The organism is Haloplanus rubicundus, assembly GCF_003342675.1.
Lineage (GTDB): Archaea > Halobacteriota > Halobacteria > Halobacteriales > Haloferacaceae > Haloplanus > Haloplanus rubicundus.
In genome coordinates this window covers 43,305-59,936 of the sequence record NZ_CP031147.1, presented here as the reverse complement: position 1 = coordinate 59,936, position 16,632 = coordinate 43,305, and the positions used below count along the sequence as shown (strand labels likewise).

Below are 16,632 nucleotides of genomic sequence, written 5' to 3'. Positions count from 1 at the left end.
AGCGACGCAGTGCTATCAGGGAGTCGCTTTGGTTTCAGCAGTAGGCAATATGATATTCCTGCCTAAGATGACCTGCTGATCTATCGAATTCGCTTGTGTCGAAGAGTTCGTCACTACTCCCGGGGTCCGGTAATTGATTATCTGGACACGGATCTGCACACTCTGCTCTAGGTTCGATTCGATTTCCTGTTGTAGCACGGACGGTAACGCTGGATACCGATGGTTGGAGTTACTGGCAACGACAATCGTGACCCGTGGCTCCTGATTAAACAAACCTAACTGGTTTTCCGTCCGGATTTCGACGAGACTCAATTCTGTATACGTGGGCCGATCGAGGGCTTCTTCGACCTCGTGATTGACGGTCTGATCGAACGCAACGTACTGGTACGTTGTAATCGTCGTAAATCCGAGGACTAGAATCGTGATGAGAATGACTACAACAGTCCCGGTTGTCCGGAGGGATAACGTCAATCCTGGTTGAATATATCGGAGGACTTCAGATCGATATCCGAGAGCGAAAAACGTGAGGAACGAGACGACGTTGATAGTCGCGACGTTGATGAGGAGGAGTACCAGCGCCCCAAATGCGACAGATGGAGATTGCCAAACTAGGCCGAGCCCGATTGTAGCCGCTGACGGAACGATGGCCGCCGCAACGGCTATCCCGGCAAAGGCGGAGGAGATGTCGGCTGCGACCGTGAGCGCAACTGCCACCCCGGCAATAACCGCGATCGTCACGATCAACGCGTTCGGGGTGCTGAAATTGTGGATCTGATCGATTGAGCGAAGATACAGATTGGCGGGTATGATATTCAATATCCTGAAAAGAAAGCCTGCAACTCCCGCGCCGACGATTGCTGTTCCGAGCCCCATCGGTTGATGGGTCATACTATCGACGATGAGCGACCGGTCGTCGATAGTGAGTCCAACACTCCCTGATACAATCGTACTAAGGAATGGTGCGAGGACCATCGCGCCAGTGATGACAACAGCAGAGTTGAGAAGGAGACCGGCAGCAGCGACCATCGCACTCAACGCGGAGAGGATGATGAACGTCCGGATGTGGGGTTTATGCTCTTGGGCTTCGACACGCAATTCCGCATGGGAAATCCGCTTGATATCCGATGAATCCTCAACGTACTCTTCTTCCAGTTCGGCCAAGTTCTGCGTCGTTGCTGTCTCGAGAGATGTAACAACGGTATATTTTCCGACGTCAATCCCCTGGTCCCGCACCTCGTTAAGAATATCTTCGACAGCGCCGACGGGCAGGGGAAATTCGACGACACAGTAGTTTTGAGGGCTCTCGGCGGGGGTTAACACGAAGTCTACGTTCTTCTCCTCCAAGACCGACGTAAGTTTGTATTGGTCCTCGTATCGAACGAGAATTCGAACAAGACGCATTCCAGTATAGGCGAACCATCACAACGCCGCTACAATTACTTTGTCTTTGACCGCATAGTCTACGGCCCAGGCGGGCACAAGTTCACTGATTTCGTACGCGTCAGCGCACCGTTACAACTGATACTGGCTACCGTTACGACTGCTAGCATCGCAATTTGGTGCGTGGCTTTAGTACGGGCGTTCAGGTGCTTGTGGCATTGGTAGAAGTTTTGTTGACAAACCTATTTCACCGAGATGACAGGTACATCAGCACGGCGAACTACACGTTCGGTAACACTACCCAGGAGGAACCGACGTATTCCCTTTCGACCGTGAGTCCCCATTACGATACAATCGACATCGTGCTCCTCCGCATATTTGACAATTTCAAGATAGGGCGGGCCAGTCAATAGCGAGGTTTCAGTCGGTAAGTACGTCGACGATTGGACCTTCTCGAGGGCGAGATCTAGCGCCTTCTCACCGATTTCTTCAAGCGCTTCTCGTAGTCTCCGGACTCTATCGCCGTTGAGTACCTGTCCTATCTCAACGACGTAGATGATATACAGTTTCGCGTCGACGGATCTCGCCAGTTCCTCCGCATGGTCAACGGCAGTATGTGCACACTCGCTCCCATCAGTTGGGACGAGTACCGAACCGATATCTGGATCGATAACCGTCTCCTCGTGGACAGTCATGACTGGTACGGGAGACTCGCGTAGGGTTAGTTCTGCGACGCTCCCGAGGACAGCCTGGCTGAGGCTGAGTTCACTCCTGCCCCGGATTCCCATCACGATACAGTCGATACTGTGTTCGGCTGTGTAGGTGAGAATCTCTTGATGAATCGACTTCTCCTTTTCAATGATCCTCCTCGTAGCCTCGACACTAGAAGAAACAGCCAATTCGACAGCCACTTGTACTGCTTCCTCGCCATTTCCGGCGGAGGTATTGATACCATCAGTATCTGTGGAGGTTTGGTCGTGTTCGAGGACGTGAATTACGTGTAGTTCCGCGTCGAACTGATCGGCGAGTGTAACAGCTGCTTCAGCCGCGGTCGCCGAGGCTTCACTGCCGTCAGTCGGTAGTAGAATGCGTTGATACATGACGGTTTTTTCTAATGGATGATTGGCCTCTGTTGAGATAAATATGGGCTGTGGTCAGACTTATGAGGGTTCCTGGATGATCAGATACCGAACCTGTACAGCTACGTTTCGACCGGCGATTCGATCGATACGGGTGTTGATTTGATCACCTAGTTCCGGTGGTGCCTCCCCTCTCGGAGCCCCTATCAAGATAGTAACGCGAGAGGGACTTTGAGCAAGAAGATTGTCCGAATATTCGAACTGGATTTCGAGAAGAGCGAACTCCGAATAGGCCGGTTCGTCGAGAATCTGCTGGACATCGTCCCGGATTGACTGTTCGACAGTGGCAGTCTGATACGAGGAGAACGTCACCGTGCCGAGAAACGCAGAAAGAACCAGAATGCTAATCAGGAGAATGCCAACGCGCTTGATGAACGTCTTTCTGGTCTGCTCCACATAGAACCATTTCTCGGGCCGGTATCCCATATACCAGAGCACAAGAAGTGCGGCGAGATTGATCGACAGGACGTTCACAAGGAGTAATACGCCAGAGCCCACGGCGAGTGCCGTGTTTCCCCACGCGATAGCGATGCCGACGGTCGCTGCAGGCGGAACGAGTGCCACGGCAATCATGACGCCAACTAGTGCCGAAGAGAGTCCCGAAGCAAGGCTAATCACTCCAGCGGCACCGGACCCAAGGGCGACCACGAGTGACAAGACATCCGGCCGAAATCGTTCTCGAATTTGCGAGATAGATAGGATATCCAATCCCGGAGGAACGAGATTCCCTGTTCTGACGAGAATCGCGAACAGAGCCGCACTCGCAATCGTGAGTGTGGCCCCGATGATCTGCAGCTTGACACCGTCTCTAAAGAGATCACGATCCCGAAACACGGTGCCGACACTTGCGGCCATTGCGGGACCAATGAGCGGTGCGATTACCATCGAACCCACGACGACTGCAGCAGAGTCTAGAAGCAATCCTGCCGTTGCAATGATCGCACTCACGATAGTCATGCCAGCATATATCGGTATGGAAGCTGGGACGAGATCCTTGGCAGCGCTTTGAAGTTCTTCCCTGGCAATCTGTTCAGGGCTTTCAGAATCCTCTGTAAATCGCTCTTCGAGCTGGTCGTAATCACGAGAGGCGACCGATTCCGTCTCGACGGTCACTGTAATGGCATCCTCGTTTAGACCGGTTTCTCGAAGGCTGTCTAACACCGGCTCAACAGCACTCGTTGGAAGGGGGAAATGAACCGCACAGGTGTATTCGCGCCCGCTCGTTTCGTCAGCAAGCGTATAATCTATACCTTCCTCATCAAGAACATCAAGAACAGCCTCGCGTTTTCCGGTCGGAATAGTCACGAAAACCAGCCGAGCCATGAAAATACCGACTCATGCGCACGGGATAAATGGTGCTACAATTAGGAGGTAAGAGGTGTATACGAGTGATGGGTCAGGAAGCTACCTGTATCACTGTGACGCTACCACCCATTGGATGGGTACCACCGTATGGTGGACGCGTTCTTGAACGGCTGTTGCTCAATGTCTCGTAGTGGCTTCGACACCTGTATCTCACCGAACTGTCTTTCGACGGATCTCCCGGCGACCATACGTTGAATGGCCGGTGTACGACTCAACACCTTTGCACGACCGAAGCTCGTTAGTCGGATTGGAGTCAGATGTGCGGTCTGTCGCGAAAACGTGGTTCGCACACGACGAGCATGGATCGCTTGAGCAGTTCGTCTGTTCGCTCCCGTTGGCCTATTTTATTTTCGACCCCCATGATCGCTACGGAAGTTCCACACGCTATGAGATGGACACCCTCTTTCGCGTGTTCGTGCTGAAAGAACTCCACGGATGGAAGCACGAAACAGCACTCCTCGAGTATCTCGATAGTCACCCCGGACTTTGTGAACGCCTGGGTTTGGAGTCACTCCCCAACCAATCGACACTGTGGCGCAGCTGGGACGAGCGCTTCACGCGAGATCTCCGCGAGACGGTCCAGAAAGCGGCTCGAACGATCCTCATCAAAGCGCAGAACGCGGATGTCGCCGTACCACGCGAACCAGAACGAAACTTCCCGGATCGAGGCCACGACACCGCTGAATCGGACCCTGACGATCAGACCATCCTCGACAAGGCTGGGACGATTACCAAGCACGTCAGTCGCGTCGTGTTCCCCGCGTTCTCGCTCAATCGTGGCGAGGGCTGTGAGATTCCCGAAAACGCCTACTGGGGCTTACAGACCTATCTCGGACTCCGTGAGAACTTGGCTGCCAACGAAGGCGCCCGGAGCTTCATCCATGAGTCAACGCGTGAGCGAACACCACTCGGACACGGTCATCGCGACCAGATTCGCGATCTCTCCATCGAGCAGATCCGCGAGATGTACCGACAGGCACTCCGGCAGCTCATCAACGAGCTCGCGGAGACAGAGGAGTTCTTCCGAGCGGGTATTGTCGCCATCGACATCACTGAGGACGATCCCTTTACCGGCGATAGGACGGGACACGAGGATGAGATTATCGGGACGAAGGAGAAGAACGACGAATACGCCTACCAGTGGGCGACAGTCCAGCTGGTCGGCAACGCTGTCCCGCTTGTCCTTGATGCTCGCCCGGTACGGAAAGGTGAGAGTCGGAAGGAGATCGTCGAGGACTTGCTGGATTCGGCTGAGGACCTTGTTCACGTCGATAACGTCCTGATGGATCGGGAGTTCGATAGCCAACACGTCCTGGAGATGATTAGCCAGCGGAGACTGTCCTACGTCGTGCCGAAGCGGATGCAGACCAGCGAGAAAGCCCAGGCGAAGCGGTTACTCCAGCGCGACCAAGACCGGTACGAGACCGACCGGAAGCTCCATCTCGGCAAGAACGAGTGGCATGAGACGACGCTGATCTACCGCCGGAAAGAAGACTCAGAGCATGACGACCACCGACAGTACTCGGTGTTCATGTCCAACCGTGGCGGTGGATTCCTCACTGAGTATGGGTATCGGTGGGAGATCGAGAGTGGCTATCGATCGATTAAGCGGTTCATGGCCGCGACGACGTCGATCGATTTCGGGCTGCGGTTCTTCTACTTCGCATTCGCGTGTCTGCTCTACTCGATTTGGCGAGCTGTCGATCTACTCGTCCAAGCCGAGTTGACGGATGAGTACGAACACTCGCCCATTGTGACGGCGGACAATACGCTGACGCTGCTGAAGAAGGAGACCGGAATTGGATAGGGCGGTACTCTGTCCGGGGCAATGCGGATTCCTGAGTGGCAACGCTGTCGGGATTCTTGGAAATTCACCGATCTAGTTGGTAGTACGACACGAGATGGCCATCGAGAGGAAATCTGGAGCAGATTCGCCTCGAAAATTCGCCCGAAACCACGCATTACAGCCCCGCTAAACCCGCCGTAGTCTCAACTCCCACAGAATCCGCAATTTGTATAGCGACATACAGTTTATTAACTTCTGTAATGCACGAATTCCTCTTCTCAAGGCCTTCTACCTCAAGATTTCTGTATTTTTGCTCTGATTTAAATTTGCTCATGATTACCCCAATAATCATGACTACTTTGAAGTACCCCGACGCCGTCGGTGAAGCACGAACGCTGTAACCGCCTCACGACGCCGCTTCCCCCAGGGTAGAGCCGCCAAGACCGAGGTTCGGGGTTTCTCTGAGTCTCCTCAGATGAACTCGGGACGATACCGAGGAAAAGAATTCGATATAGAACTAATGGCCTCAATCTATATTAAGACGCAGCTCGAACGATGTTGTATGACCGAAGACGGATCGAACTCCGAGAGCCTGATGGAACGCCAGACTACGGGTGAAGACCGGGTTCGAATGACCGCCCGGCAGCTGTCGGAGCCGCGGACGGCCAACTGGATCGCCTCCGAAGCGGGCTGGTCACACGAACCAACCAAGCGCGTCCTCGAACGACTCGTCGACGACGGTATTCTCCATCGTGACGAGAGCGGCACCCACACGACGTACTACCCTGATTATCGCCGTCAGGCGATGCAGGAGGCGATGCGTCTTCGGGACAGCGGGCACACTGTCGAGGAACTCACGGACCGTCTCGCCGATATGAAGACGCAGATCCGCGACTGGGAGGACGAATTCGGCGTTGAGTCACCGAACCAACTTCGCGGAACGCTCGCTGACGAGTCCCTTGACGCTGACGAGGAAGACCGTCGCCGTGAGATTGCCCGTGAGTGGGAGCACCTGCAGCGACGGATCCAGATCGTTGGCTTCGCCATCCGCGAATGGGACTTCCTCGCTCCGACGACAGAACCTGCTGAGGCCAACAGCTAACGGATGTCTGTCCCGCATCCAGGTGGTGATCCGAACGCGAACCTCTATGCGCAGCTAAAGCGGGATGTCCTCGATCGTGTGCCACAGATCACGGCGGTCGAGTTCGTTCCTGATGATATCGAGGCCAAGCAGCTGCGAGCGATTTTCGCTCCGGGCCGTCTTGATCCCCCGACAGGTCCTGATTCACCGGAACTCACCATCAAGTGGTATCGACAGGATCCAGACGATTGGTTCCGTATCAACTACACGGATCCGAACACGGGCTTTCACGCCGGCTGGCACCAAGACGAGGACCATCCCAATCTCGGACAGGCGCATTTTCAATACTCAACCGCCAATACGGAGGACCGCTGGGGAATTAGATTCAAGCACGAGACCCCCTCCCTGATCCTTTGGGAAATCATCGAAGAACTTCTCGAGGACGTCCGTCCGACCTACCAGTACGCGAACGAAGAATCATGACTCCGGGTACACCTCGAAACCGTGCCGATCAGCCACTCGCGAATTCCTTCGAGCGCTACCTCCAGGACAAGGGGAAAGGCCGCGGTGGGGACGGTGGGAACTATCGACGAAACGCCGCTCGCGAACTCGAGCGGTTCGCCGAGTGGGCCGCTGGCGACCGGAGTAACGACGACTGGACCGGGGTCGTCCCCGATGATGTCGACCGCGACCCCACGTTCGACGATCTCGACGAACGCGTGTTCCGGGAGTACGCCCGGCATCTTGCCGGCGATCGGGGACTCAAACAGAACACGGTACAAACCTATTATCGCTATATCTCTGCGTGGTGTGGCTGGTGCGTCAACGAGGGGTATCTCGAAGCGCATTACGCACAACGAGCGAGTGCGATGGCGCCACTGCCGGAGGACGACGGCCGCAAGCCCGGCGATCAGCAGGCCTGGACGTCCGAACAGCGCCACGCCCTCACCCGCCACGTCGACGAACGATCCCGCGACGCCATCGAGGCGTACACGACATTCCCGGAGGATACTGCCCCCCTCGACAAACAGCGAGCGCGCTACGCGGCGCTGAAGGCGGCCCGTGACCGAACCCTCGTGTTCGTCCTCGCGTACACCGCCGTTCGGGTTGGGGAGTTCCTTCGGGACCCGAACGACCCGCGCCGGCGCGGCGTCCGCTGGGAGGATCTCTCGCTCGAGGACGGGAGTATGGATGTCTACCGGAAGAAACAGCAGTGGGACGCCGCGAGTCTCCCCGACCCGGTGATCTCGCCGCTGCGAAGCTACCGCCAGCTGATGGACCCGCCGACGGAGCGCTGGCCCGTGTTTCCGACGTTCGACCAACGGACGCTCGCAGAACTCGTCCGCGAAGAGCTAGCCGAACGAGGGGAACGCTCGGAAGCAATTACTGAGCGTCGTGAGGAGTACGCTCGTGACCTCCTGCTAGCGCTCGATGAGGATATTCGACCGCCGTCGATTACGACCGACGGCGCACGGTCCATTCTCCAACGGCTCTCGGGGGCCGCAGAAATCGATATCGACCATCCGAAACACGATTATCTTGCTCCGCACGGTGGCCGTCGTGGGATGGGCGAGGTGCTAGTTCGCGCGTTCGGGTATACGGTCGCTGCTCGATATCTCGACAACTCCGAAGAAATGGTTCGTGAACGGTATTCGCACATCGAAGCGGGCGAACTAGGCGATGTGGCTACTGAAGCTCTCGAAGAAATCGATTCTGGCTTATAGAAAACCATTCCACTTTCACTCCTCTCTCGTGACCATTATGAGCCAGTAGGAGTGTTGTTACTATATGTCAACCCTTCCGTCGCTTTTTGAGACTTTTCTGACGAATATCCGTCCCTCAGACCAGCATATTGAGGATTACAAGGAGGGGCACGAAACCCTGCGTGAATTACTCCGAAATGACGACCCAATAACTGAATTCTATGTTGGGGATTTCCTTCAAGGGAGTTATCGGCGGTGGACTGCCGTCAGACCTATTGGAGATGAAAAATCGGATGTTGATATTGTATTCGTTACAGACCTGGACAAAGACGAGGTAACCCCACGAGAAGCTATGGAAAAATGTGAGCCTTTCTTAGAAGAGCACTATGAAGGCCAGTGGACCAGGAAGGATCGGGCCTATGAGATTGACCAAGACCGTATTGAGATTGATCTAGTGTTGACTGCGTCCCCCAGTGAGGCAGCTAAAGCAGCCCTTCGGCCAGACGGTTCGGTTGGCGGTTTAGAGGTCGGCGAAGGATTGGACACAAACCAATCAAGCCGAGTTGCTGAAGCATTTGGACTGACTCTTGACGAGAATGAGGAAGAGTGGCGAGACGAGCCACTTGATATTCCGGACCGACGGCTCGAAGAGTGGGATAAAACACACCCCATCGCCACAATCGAGTGGACCCTAAAAAAGAACGACCTAACAGACGGTCATTACGTAAACGTCGTCAAAGCAATCAAATGGTGGCGAAGAACTCAGATTCCTGAACCTGAACGCCCAAAGGGATACCCCCTCGAGCATTTAGTCGGCGAGTGCTGTCCTGATTATATCGATAGCGTTGCTGAGGGGATCGTTTGTACTTTCGAAACTATTGAACAGCGCTATGCAAATGAAGCTCGGATGAATGACACACCCACTCTCCCTGCTCGAGGACTTCCGCAGATCGACGTGTTTGCTCGAATTGACGGAGACGACTTTGCTGCCTTCCATGAAGCAGCTGGGGAGGCAGCAACGTTAGCTCGAGAAGCATACGAAGAAGACGATAAGTCGGTATCACGGGATCTGTGGTCTGATCTTCTTGGCGATTCCTTCCCTGAATACGGAAATGGCGATTCTGATGATGGTGGAGAAAAATCTGTCAATCTCGACTCCTCCTCAAAATCAACGAGTGTCTCGGACCAGCGATTTGCATAACAATTCTTAGACTAGTGATGCCACCCTCTGAACTCACAGCAGCTGTCTCTTCGCTCGATTCCCTTGATGGTGTCACGGTTGTTGAAGGCCCGTTTCAGCACGAAGAGGGATCAAAATGGGTTCTTGAAGTCAAGCTTCAACCAGACGAAATTGAGGCCACCTCTCAAATTCCACAGGAGTCCACGTGGTTCGTTCTTATCGACCCGACCTATCCTGGAGGTAGCATTCGGATTTACCCTGCTGAAGAAGGGAGTACCACAGCCACTTACCCTCACCAACGCCTCAACGTAGCAGGCGACGAAGATACTCCTTGGAGAAGAGGGAACATCTGTGTGGCTCGCTACGGACATATTATCGGGCGATCGGGCGCAACGGGGGAACCAAATTCTCCGGATGGACGTCTTCGATGGCACTTGGAACGGGCTCTGTCGTGGTTAGAAGCAGCATCTAAGGGAGAACTCCGTCAGGAAGGAGAGCCATTTGAACTTCCGATATTCAGCACGAACACTGCTCCTCAGAATCGAGTCGCATTCAATGAAACAGCGGAATCCCTCGAACTTTGGCGATCCGAGTTTGGTAATTGGGGGTTCGTTGACTTCGTGGGGCTTACCGAGCCGTCAGATGTCTTCCTTACGGAGCAGTTCCGAGATGAAGACGACAATGTCGTGTATCATCCGGAGTGGGGAGAATACATTAGTTCACATATCTGTTCTCAGACTCGTGGAGCATGGCTGTTACTGGAGGATCCCCCAATCGAGCCTCCTTGGGAGGTGCCTGAAACTTGGAGTGATTTGGCAAACTTACTGGAGGATTCCTCTATTGATCCATTTGAACTCCGGGCAAATATAGATTCTATCGTCGAAGATGATGCGTTCAATTGTCTCCTCTTAGGGTTTCCAATTCCTAGTGAGGTCGGAGGATCCTCGGAACTCATCCATTGGCAGGGTATCGAACTCTCTGATGTTAGATCCGCATCTGAGTTACCCGGGTTTAGGGAAACCCCCAGAGGAAAGGAAATCGCGGCTAGAGTAGATCTTTCTCGAGATTCTATCCGTTGGCTTGATTCAGACAACTGGGCTCGCGAACAGCTCTCTCGTCGGGGGCATATCCAAGATCCGCTTCGTGAAGCTAGTGTTCTTCTTATTGGTGCCGGTGCACTCGGGAGTACCGTTGTTGAGGGATTAGTACGGGACGGATGTCACGACCTCACTATTGTCGATGGGGAAACCTTTGAAATTGGCAATCTAGCGAGACACACGTTAACCCTCCCTGAAGTGGGAGAGAATAAAGCTGAGGCGCTCGCGAATAGGCTTAACTCGGTATCACCGCATATCGATGTTGATGGATTTTCTGTTTCATTTCCTTTGGAGGAAGACGACCAATTAGAGGTGGTTGAATCTGTAGATGTGGTAATCGATTGTACGGCCTCAAATTCTGTTCTTCAAGCGCTGAATTCCTGTAGGTGGGAGGAGCCGGTTCTCTTCTGTTCGGCGTCTATGGGTAGACGAGCAAACCGGTTATTCTATTTCGCATCATACTCTCTGAGTTTTCCGGCTAGTCAGTTTCAAGAAGAATTCGAACCGTGGCGGTTGCAGGAACAGATTGAGTGGCAACCTGGTGAAGACGCAGTTCCTGAGCGCGTTGGCTGCTGGCATCCAGCATCAGTGATTCGTATGGATCAAGTCATGATATGGGCTGGAACGATTACACGCCTACTTGAACAGGATACATCGTTAGGTCTTCGGGGAACTGAATTCAGAGTCCTTGAGTCTGGGGACGATGGCACGCCTACGATTTCAGAGGCAGAGCCGCCATTTCAGGATATTGAAAAATGGGTGGCCCCAGATTCTGAGGTGTCGGTAGAGATACCTGCTAGTTGTTTAAGAGCGATTGTTGATATCTGCGTCGAGGCAGATCCGCTTGAGACAGGGGGAATTTTAGCTGGGACTGCTCTAGAGCAAACGGTCGCACGGATTATCCGTGCCAGTGATCCGCCACGAGATTCCAATCAAGGATCCACAACTTTCACCAGAGGTACTGAACGCGTCGACGAGTGGTTGCGAGAGGCTCGTGATAGTCTGGGTATTCACTATCTGGGAGAATGGCACTATCACCCCGGCGGATCTGCGGAGCTGAGTTCTTCAGACCGGGCTCAAATGAACGAAATTGCTTCGACTGATGAGTATGGATGTCCCCATCCGATTATGTTCCTTGTCGGCGGAAACCCGTCAGAGACGCTTGCCGTCAGAGCCTATCTCTTCCACCGAAATCGTGATTATGAGGAACTTGAGCATATCGGACCGCCAGATGGTCCAAGTAGACCGACGAGTAGTTTTGATTTAGATATTAACTTCCCGAATGCGAGAGTAGGTGACTCTCAATGACTAATCCAGCTGGGGATGTCTTCATTAGCTACAAACATTCACAACAGAATTTAGCCGAAAAGCTGGAAATTGCCCTCCGGAATCACGGGATACCTGTTTGGCGTGACGTTCACGACATCGGTCCAGATCCATTAGAGCAACAAATCCGAGAAGATCTCCAAGACTCGAACCTGGCTGGTGGTGTCGCAATTATAAGTAGTGATGTTACTCAGTCCCCGGTCATTCTCAAGACAGAACTCCCTGAACTTCACAAACGGTGGCGGGGTGATGATGAGTTCTTTGTCGTTGTTGTTCTAGCTCCGGGTGTTGATTATGACGAGGCGGAAACAATCTTGTCCAAAGCAGAATCCCCATACGACCTTTCCCATTGGTATATGGAGTCTTTGGAAGTGGAGGAGACTTCTTCTTCCTCCTCAGCTATTGGCCGAATCATTAACTCGATATTAGACAAATTGGGACAGAACCAGAAGACCAGCAGTCAGCTTCCGCCTCTTGATGCTGTAGTTGATGCTGTGTTGGAGCGTCGACTACAATGTATCCACAATCGTCTGTCGTCTAATTCACCAGTAGAATGCTCTCTGGACACGTATGTTAAACCTTCCCATGATATTCAGCTAGCCGTGAGTATTGATTGGTCACCCCACTTTGACGACGGTATACCAGATGGATCCCTATGGAATGAGCAGTTACTCCCAGCGTTACGTACAACGACCGATTATCTTCAGCAAGAGACTCCAGGAAGAGAGCTTCGTTTTCGAGGGCGGGCCAATCTCCCGGCAGTATTCTCGCTCGGATACTGCCTTCCGGAGACACGAGGGATTAGTACTGCGTGGATGCAACCAGATCAGGATGGGAATTTTTCGTCATGGCGGCTCAATCTAAACCTGGAAGAGAGCAACTTACAGAGCGACCTCGAAGAGATTGATCGAACTGCTTCAGACCTTGCGGTTCTAGTGAACATCACCGATGATGTGAAGCCGGAAGTCGGAAAAACGAAATCCAAACTACCGGACTTTAATGGTATTCTGGAATTCGGATTTGAGGAGGACTCAAAAGACCGATTAACAGCTCCTGAAGCAGCACATGCGGCAAAAGTATTCCAGCAGGACCTTCGGGATGCGATGAATCGCCTTCCAGAAACGTCTACCATTCATCTCTTTATGGCCACGCCAGCTGGACTTGCGTTCTTATTTGGACAGATGACTAACACTTCTCCCACAATTCAGACGTATATCCTTGACACCGAAAGCGGAAGCAGAACCTATGAAACTGCAGCGCAGCTATCATAATAGCAGAAGATGGGTCTTCTAATCCCTACACAAATAGATGGATCTCTTGTTGTTGTATCAATATCAAGGCGTTCTCAAAGTGTAGACTCACCATCTACTGGAGCAAGTGAGTCTCTCGGACCCGCGTTCTCTTTACTCGCAAGCGCTTCTAACCATTTTAGGCTAGTGAATTGGATCGTATGATTGGACCCTAATTTATGGTGGAATCCAACTTGTGTGGTCGCGGAGAGTTGTATCTGAGGATTCCATCGTCGCACCGCACTTAGGGCAGTAATCTTCGATCGCATCCTCGTCGTAGAGATAGTGGTCGCACTCGGGAGGGCTGGCCTGGAAATACACGTCGTCCCAGTCCACATCGGGCTCTCGACCGTAGAGACAGAATGTACTGTGTCCTGACCGCCCTCGATGGTTCGTCACTAACCGAACGGGACAGTACATACACTCGCGGAGTTCGATTAACGGCTGGTCGAAATGGTTCGTCCAGAGTGTTTCTCGCCGTCCCCATTCGTGAAACCCCTTCGGCCCCCGACAGCGCTCTATCTCAGGTCGTGTCGCAAGCAGTTTCTCCACCTGCGCGTTATGATATTGGCTTCCTGCCCACTTCCAGAACGGGTCTCGGTCGTACTCACGGACAATTGCGTTCTTGAGCGCTTTCAGGGGAAAGTCGGGGCCGTGCTCGTCGCTCGCGGTGTAGGTGTAACTGCCGTCGGGCTCGTGAAGCCGGCGTAGCTCGCAACCCTGAGCAGTACAGATATCGTACGTAATCAGGTCATCCCGTCCGCGGGGATGGGCATAGGGCGGCACGCGCCCCCACGCATGTTCCCCGTCGTAGAGGAGCGCTTGGCAGTTCGTAAATCGGCATGCTTTGCTCGTCCGTTGGGCGTATCCAGAGCCGTCATCTTGCTCAAATTCGGCACCGACCGTGTCGTAGTTGAACGTATCGAGAAGGACTGTTGCCGCGCGTATCCAGACGACCGAGTACCCAGCGGTCAAGTAGTCATGCGTCACCTGATGGACGTCCTTGTCCTCGTGGCTGTGCTGTACCTCAACGGCGATCCCTTCCCCGAAGTAAGGGTTCCAATCGTCAAAGGTCGCGAGTGCGTCGGCCCGGCGTTCGGTCACAGGTGTCGGCACTTCGGATATGTCGACGTCCACCTCTGTCTCGATGAGGGCGTTTTCTCCGAATTGCTGGTGCAGAGCGACCTCGACACGAGCGACTGCATGTTCGTGGGTCTCCGACTCGCCGCTATTCGAGCAGCGCTGGCCGGCGTCGTCTGATACGTGGTAGAAGTGTCGGGACTTGCCCGGCGCCGATCGGGGGTACATCGTCCCGCCGCATACCGGACAGGTGACGGCTTCTCCATTGTCGATAATGGCGGGGACGACCGGTCGACCGTCACGACGACCGCGGAAGGGCATACCGGCAAAGAATATCTCAGTGAGCAAATAATCTCTCCTGCCTGCAGATCAGAGCAAGATGAAACTAGTTAGAGCGGATCCTCGAGGCCACAGGAGATACAGCGCATGCACCCGTCCCCACGTTCCCAGATGTGGTCGCAGTACCGGGGATCTGTGGTCGTCATTTCGGGGGAATCTTTGAACGGATCATTTGAGATTATCTGCTTTCCCTTGTGCTCGTTGAGTCGGGCGCCACACCGGCATCGATAGCGATTCTCGCCGCGGGGTTCCCAGACGTGTTGATGATTCTCCTTTTGTCGCTGTTCGAACGCTGCTTGAGCAGCTCTGTCAGCAAGATCGGAACTTGTCTTGATCGTTGACTCATCGTAGATGTACGCCTCTACAGCAGTGTCTTTCCAGCGCTCAAGCCGACAGTGTTTGCAGAAATACCGGTCGTGGAGGTCACTCCCTCCGTATTTCCAGGTATGGTTACAGTCCGGATTCGGGTCGGTGAAGGTCAGGGGTTCAGAGTTCACGAAACCCTCCAAATACTCTTCAGGCGGATCGACCTTTGGGGGGTCTGCCCACGAAGCTGCAAAGGCAGTCTCGGCTTGTTGGTCGAATGCGACGACCATCTCCTCAATACGGAATCGATCGTTCGTAAAATCGTCAGGGCTGGCCCAGTAGACGCTATATCCGGCCGAGAGATAGTCGTGCGTAACCGCGTCGAGATCCTTGTCGTCGTGTGCGTATTGCACCTCAACGATCAATCCACGCCCCAGGTAGTTATTTGCGTCATCAGAGGCGAACTCGACGAGAGCATCCGCACGGCGGGAATCAGTAAGCGTCGGGGTATTGGAAACATCAACGGTAACCTCAGGTTCGCAGCGAGCGTATTGTTCAAACCGCTGTCGTAGCGCTGATACTGCGAGAGACTTCATTTTCCGATGCGGATCCGACTCGTCTCCGGAGCAATTGACTGTCGAGATACCTGGATCAGAGATAACATGGTAGAAATGACGGGCACGACCATCCTCGAATGGGCCCCGCGGTCGCATTGTTCCCCCACAAGCTGGGCAGATGACATCCGTTCCGTCCTCTACGTTCTCTGGAAGAACTGTAGTACGACCTTCTTCGGCAGAGGATAGGGCGATGAAGGGCATCTATTCCGATATCCCGACTTCGTTTGTGATTTAAATATAATCTTCTCCTACAGCCACCAAATTTCAATCTCACCCTGCGGATGCTATTGGCCCAATGCTGCGCTATCTCCACCAGCAAAGTCTCAGTACCTCTAACCCGTAGCTTGCAGTATGCTCCACTGCCCGAATTGCGGAAGTCAGGCCAAAGAAGTTCACCACTATTGCGGATCCTGCGGACGGGCGTTATCCGATATTGCAGAGTCGGAAACCGATCCACCGATGGCGATTGATAGAGAGGGATTCCTGTCGGTGCGCTCGCTTTCTTACGTCAACGAACTGCTGGAGGGAGAGCGAGAACTTGACCATGACTCAGTCTCCTACACGCAGTTATCTCGGGATGTGAGCGCAGCATTTGCTGATTTTGCTCGATTAGCGATGGTGAATGACCTCGATCTTCTCCAACTATGGGCTGCTGGTTCGAACACGGATGCGCTGAGTATGTCCGTCGACGATATGAACAGCAATCAGTTCCGAGACTGGCTTGCCGCCATCGGGCTAGGACGAACTCTTCGGATGTACGATGATGCGCTCCACACCGAATTCGAGGACCAGTTCAACGACAGATTACAGAAGTTGATTGAGTTCGCAAATGAGGAACTCGACGATCAAGAATTCTCTGAGTAGTTCTTTGCTGCGAGGGCTGTCTTGATTCTGTTGATAAAGGGTGCTACTCGAGAATAGGCTACTTTCGACCGAATCGGACT

The 16,632-nt window shown here is 53.6% G+C and carries 13 protein-coding genes; 8 read left to right on the top strand and 5 right to left on the bottom strand.

All coding sequences use genetic code 11. The features are described from left to right. Positions 1–15: 15 nt before the first annotated feature. From DU484_RS00225 to DU484_RS00215, 3 genes are all read right to left on the bottom strand, one after another. Positions 16–1,344 carry a TIGR00341 family protein gene (locus DU484_RS00225; protein ID WP_157969435.1) on the bottom strand — a complete coding sequence of 443 codons (1,329 nt, stop codon included), beginning with the start codon at positions 1,342–1,344 and terminating at the stop codon, positions 16–18. Positions 1,345–1,622: 278 nt separating this feature from the next. Then, positions 1,623–2,480 (bottom strand): universal stress protein, encoded by an 858-nt coding sequence (locus DU484_RS00220; protein WP_114604725.1) that lies wholly within the window; start codon positions 2,478–2,480, stop codon positions 1,623–1,625. A gap of 60 nt (positions 2,481–2,540) precedes the next feature. After that, positions 2,541–3,842 carry a TIGR00341 family protein gene (locus tag DU484_RS00215; protein WP_114604724.1) on the bottom strand — a complete coding sequence of 434 codons (1,302 nt, stop codon included), beginning with the start codon at positions 3,840–3,842 and terminating at the stop codon, positions 2,541–2,543. 172 nt (positions 3,843–4,014) lie between these two features. On the opposite strand from DU484_RS00215, the gene DU484_RS00210 reads away from it, so the two are divergent. The 7 genes from DU484_RS00210 to DU484_RS00180 all read left to right on the top strand — a co-directional run bounded on the left by DU484_RS00210 (position 4,015) and on the right by DU484_RS00180 (position 13,328). Further along, entirely contained in the window at positions 4,015–5,691 is a 1,677-nt protein-coding gene (locus DU484_RS00210) for a transposase (protein ID WP_114604723.1), read from the top strand. A gap of 499 nt (positions 5,692–6,190) precedes the next feature. Beyond that, on the top strand, positions 6,191–6,772 hold the full coding sequence (locus DU484_RS00205) for a DUF7342 family protein (RefSeq protein WP_114604722.1): 582 nt from the start codon (positions 6,191–6,193) through the stop codon (positions 6,770–6,772). A gap of 3 nt (positions 6,773–6,775) precedes the next feature. Beyond that, positions 6,776–7,234, top strand: a complete 459-nt coding sequence (locus tag DU484_RS00200) for a hypothetical protein (RefSeq protein ID WP_114604721.1) — start codon at positions 6,776–6,778, stop codon at positions 7,232–7,234. After that, on the top strand, positions 7,231–8,475 hold the full coding sequence (locus DU484_RS00195) for a phage integrase SAM-like domain-containing protein (RefSeq protein ID WP_114604720.1): 1,245 nt from the start codon (positions 7,231–7,233) through the stop codon (positions 8,473–8,475). Before DU484_RS00200 ends, DU484_RS00195 begins: the two co-directional genes overlap by 4 nt. Before the next feature lie 64 nt (positions 8,476–8,539). Next, positions 8,540–9,655, top strand: coding sequence for an SMODS domain-containing nucleotidyltransferase (locus tag DU484_RS00190; RefSeq protein WP_114604719.1), 1,116 nt, complete (start codon positions 8,540–8,542; stop codon positions 9,653–9,655). A gap of 17 nt (positions 9,656–9,672) precedes the next feature. After that, positions 9,673–12,039 carry a ThiF family adenylyltransferase gene (locus tag DU484_RS00185; protein ID WP_114604718.1) on the top strand — a complete coding sequence of 789 codons (2,367 nt, stop codon included), beginning with the start codon at positions 9,673–9,675 and terminating at the stop codon, positions 12,037–12,039. After that, positions 12,036–13,328 carry an SAVED domain-containing protein gene (locus DU484_RS00180; protein ID WP_114604717.1) on the top strand — a complete coding sequence of 431 codons (1,293 nt, stop codon included), beginning with the start codon at positions 12,036–12,038 and terminating at the stop codon, positions 13,326–13,328. The genes DU484_RS00185 and DU484_RS00180 overlap by 4 nt, the downstream gene beginning before the upstream one ends. A gap of 195 nt (positions 13,329–13,523) precedes the next feature. Here the strand turns inward: DU484_RS00180 and DU484_RS00175 are convergent, their stop codons facing one another. Both DU484_RS00175 and DU484_RS19250 read right to left on the bottom strand, forming a co-directional pair. Then, entirely contained in the window at positions 13,524–14,747 is a 1,224-nt protein-coding gene (locus DU484_RS00175; protein WP_114604716.1) for a competence protein CoiA family protein, read from the bottom strand. A gap of 68 nt (positions 14,748–14,815) precedes the next feature. Further along, entirely contained in the window at positions 14,816–15,889 is a 1,074-nt protein-coding gene (locus DU484_RS19250) for a competence protein CoiA family protein (RefSeq protein WP_157969434.1), read from the bottom strand. A gap of 150 nt (positions 15,890–16,039) precedes the next feature. Here DU484_RS19250 and DU484_RS00165 point away from each other — a divergent pair, with 150 nt between their 5' ends. Next, a complete protein-coding gene (locus tag DU484_RS00165) occupies positions 16,040–16,552 on the top strand; it encodes a zinc ribbon domain-containing protein (RefSeq protein ID WP_262342761.1) in 513 nt (170 codons plus the stop codon). The last annotated feature ends 80 nt before the right edge of the window (positions 16,553–16,632 follow it).

Excerpts from the sequence above, each read along its gene's own strand:
- DU484_RS00180 (WP_114604717.1), top strand. The coding sequence starts at position 12,036 with ATGACTAATCCAGCTGGGGATGTCTTCATTAGCTACAAACATTCACAA.
- DU484_RS00190 (WP_114604719.1), top strand. The coding sequence starts at position 8,540 with ATGTCAACCCTTCCGTCGCTTTTTGAGACTTTTCTGACGAATATCCGT.
- DU484_RS00200 (WP_114604721.1), top strand. The coding sequence starts at position 6,776 with ATGTCTGTCCCGCATCCAGGTGGTGATCCGAACGCGAACCTCTATGCG.
- DU484_RS00195 (WP_114604720.1), top strand. The coding sequence starts at position 7,231 with ATGACTCCGGGTACACCTCGAAACCGTGCCGATCAGCCACTCGCGAAT.
- DU484_RS00220 (WP_114604725.1), bottom strand. The coding sequence starts at position 2,480 with ATGTATCAACGCATTCTACTACCGACTGACGGCAGTGAAGCCTCGGCG.
- DU484_RS00175 (WP_114604716.1), bottom strand. The coding sequence starts at position 14,747 with ATGCCCTTCCGCGGTCGTCGTGACGGTCGACCGGTCGTCCCCGCCATT.
- DU484_RS19250 (WP_157969434.1), bottom strand. The coding sequence starts at position 15,889 with ATGCCCTTCATCGCCCTATCCTCTGCCGAAGAAGGTCGTACTACAGTT.
- DU484_RS00215 (WP_114604724.1), bottom strand. The coding sequence starts at position 3,842 with ATGGCTCGGCTGGTTTTCGTGACTATTCCGACCGGAAAACGCGAGGCT.
- DU484_RS00185 (WP_114604718.1), top strand. The coding sequence starts at position 9,673 with ATGCCACCCTCTGAACTCACAGCAGCTGTCTCTTCGCTCGATTCCCTT.
- DU484_RS00205 (WP_114604722.1), top strand. The coding sequence starts at position 6,191 with ATGGCCTCAATCTATATTAAGACGCAGCTCGAACGATGTTGTATGACC.
- DU484_RS00165 (WP_262342761.1), top strand. The coding sequence starts at position 16,040 with ATGCTCCACTGCCCGAATTGCGGAAGTCAGGCCAAAGAAGTTCACCAC.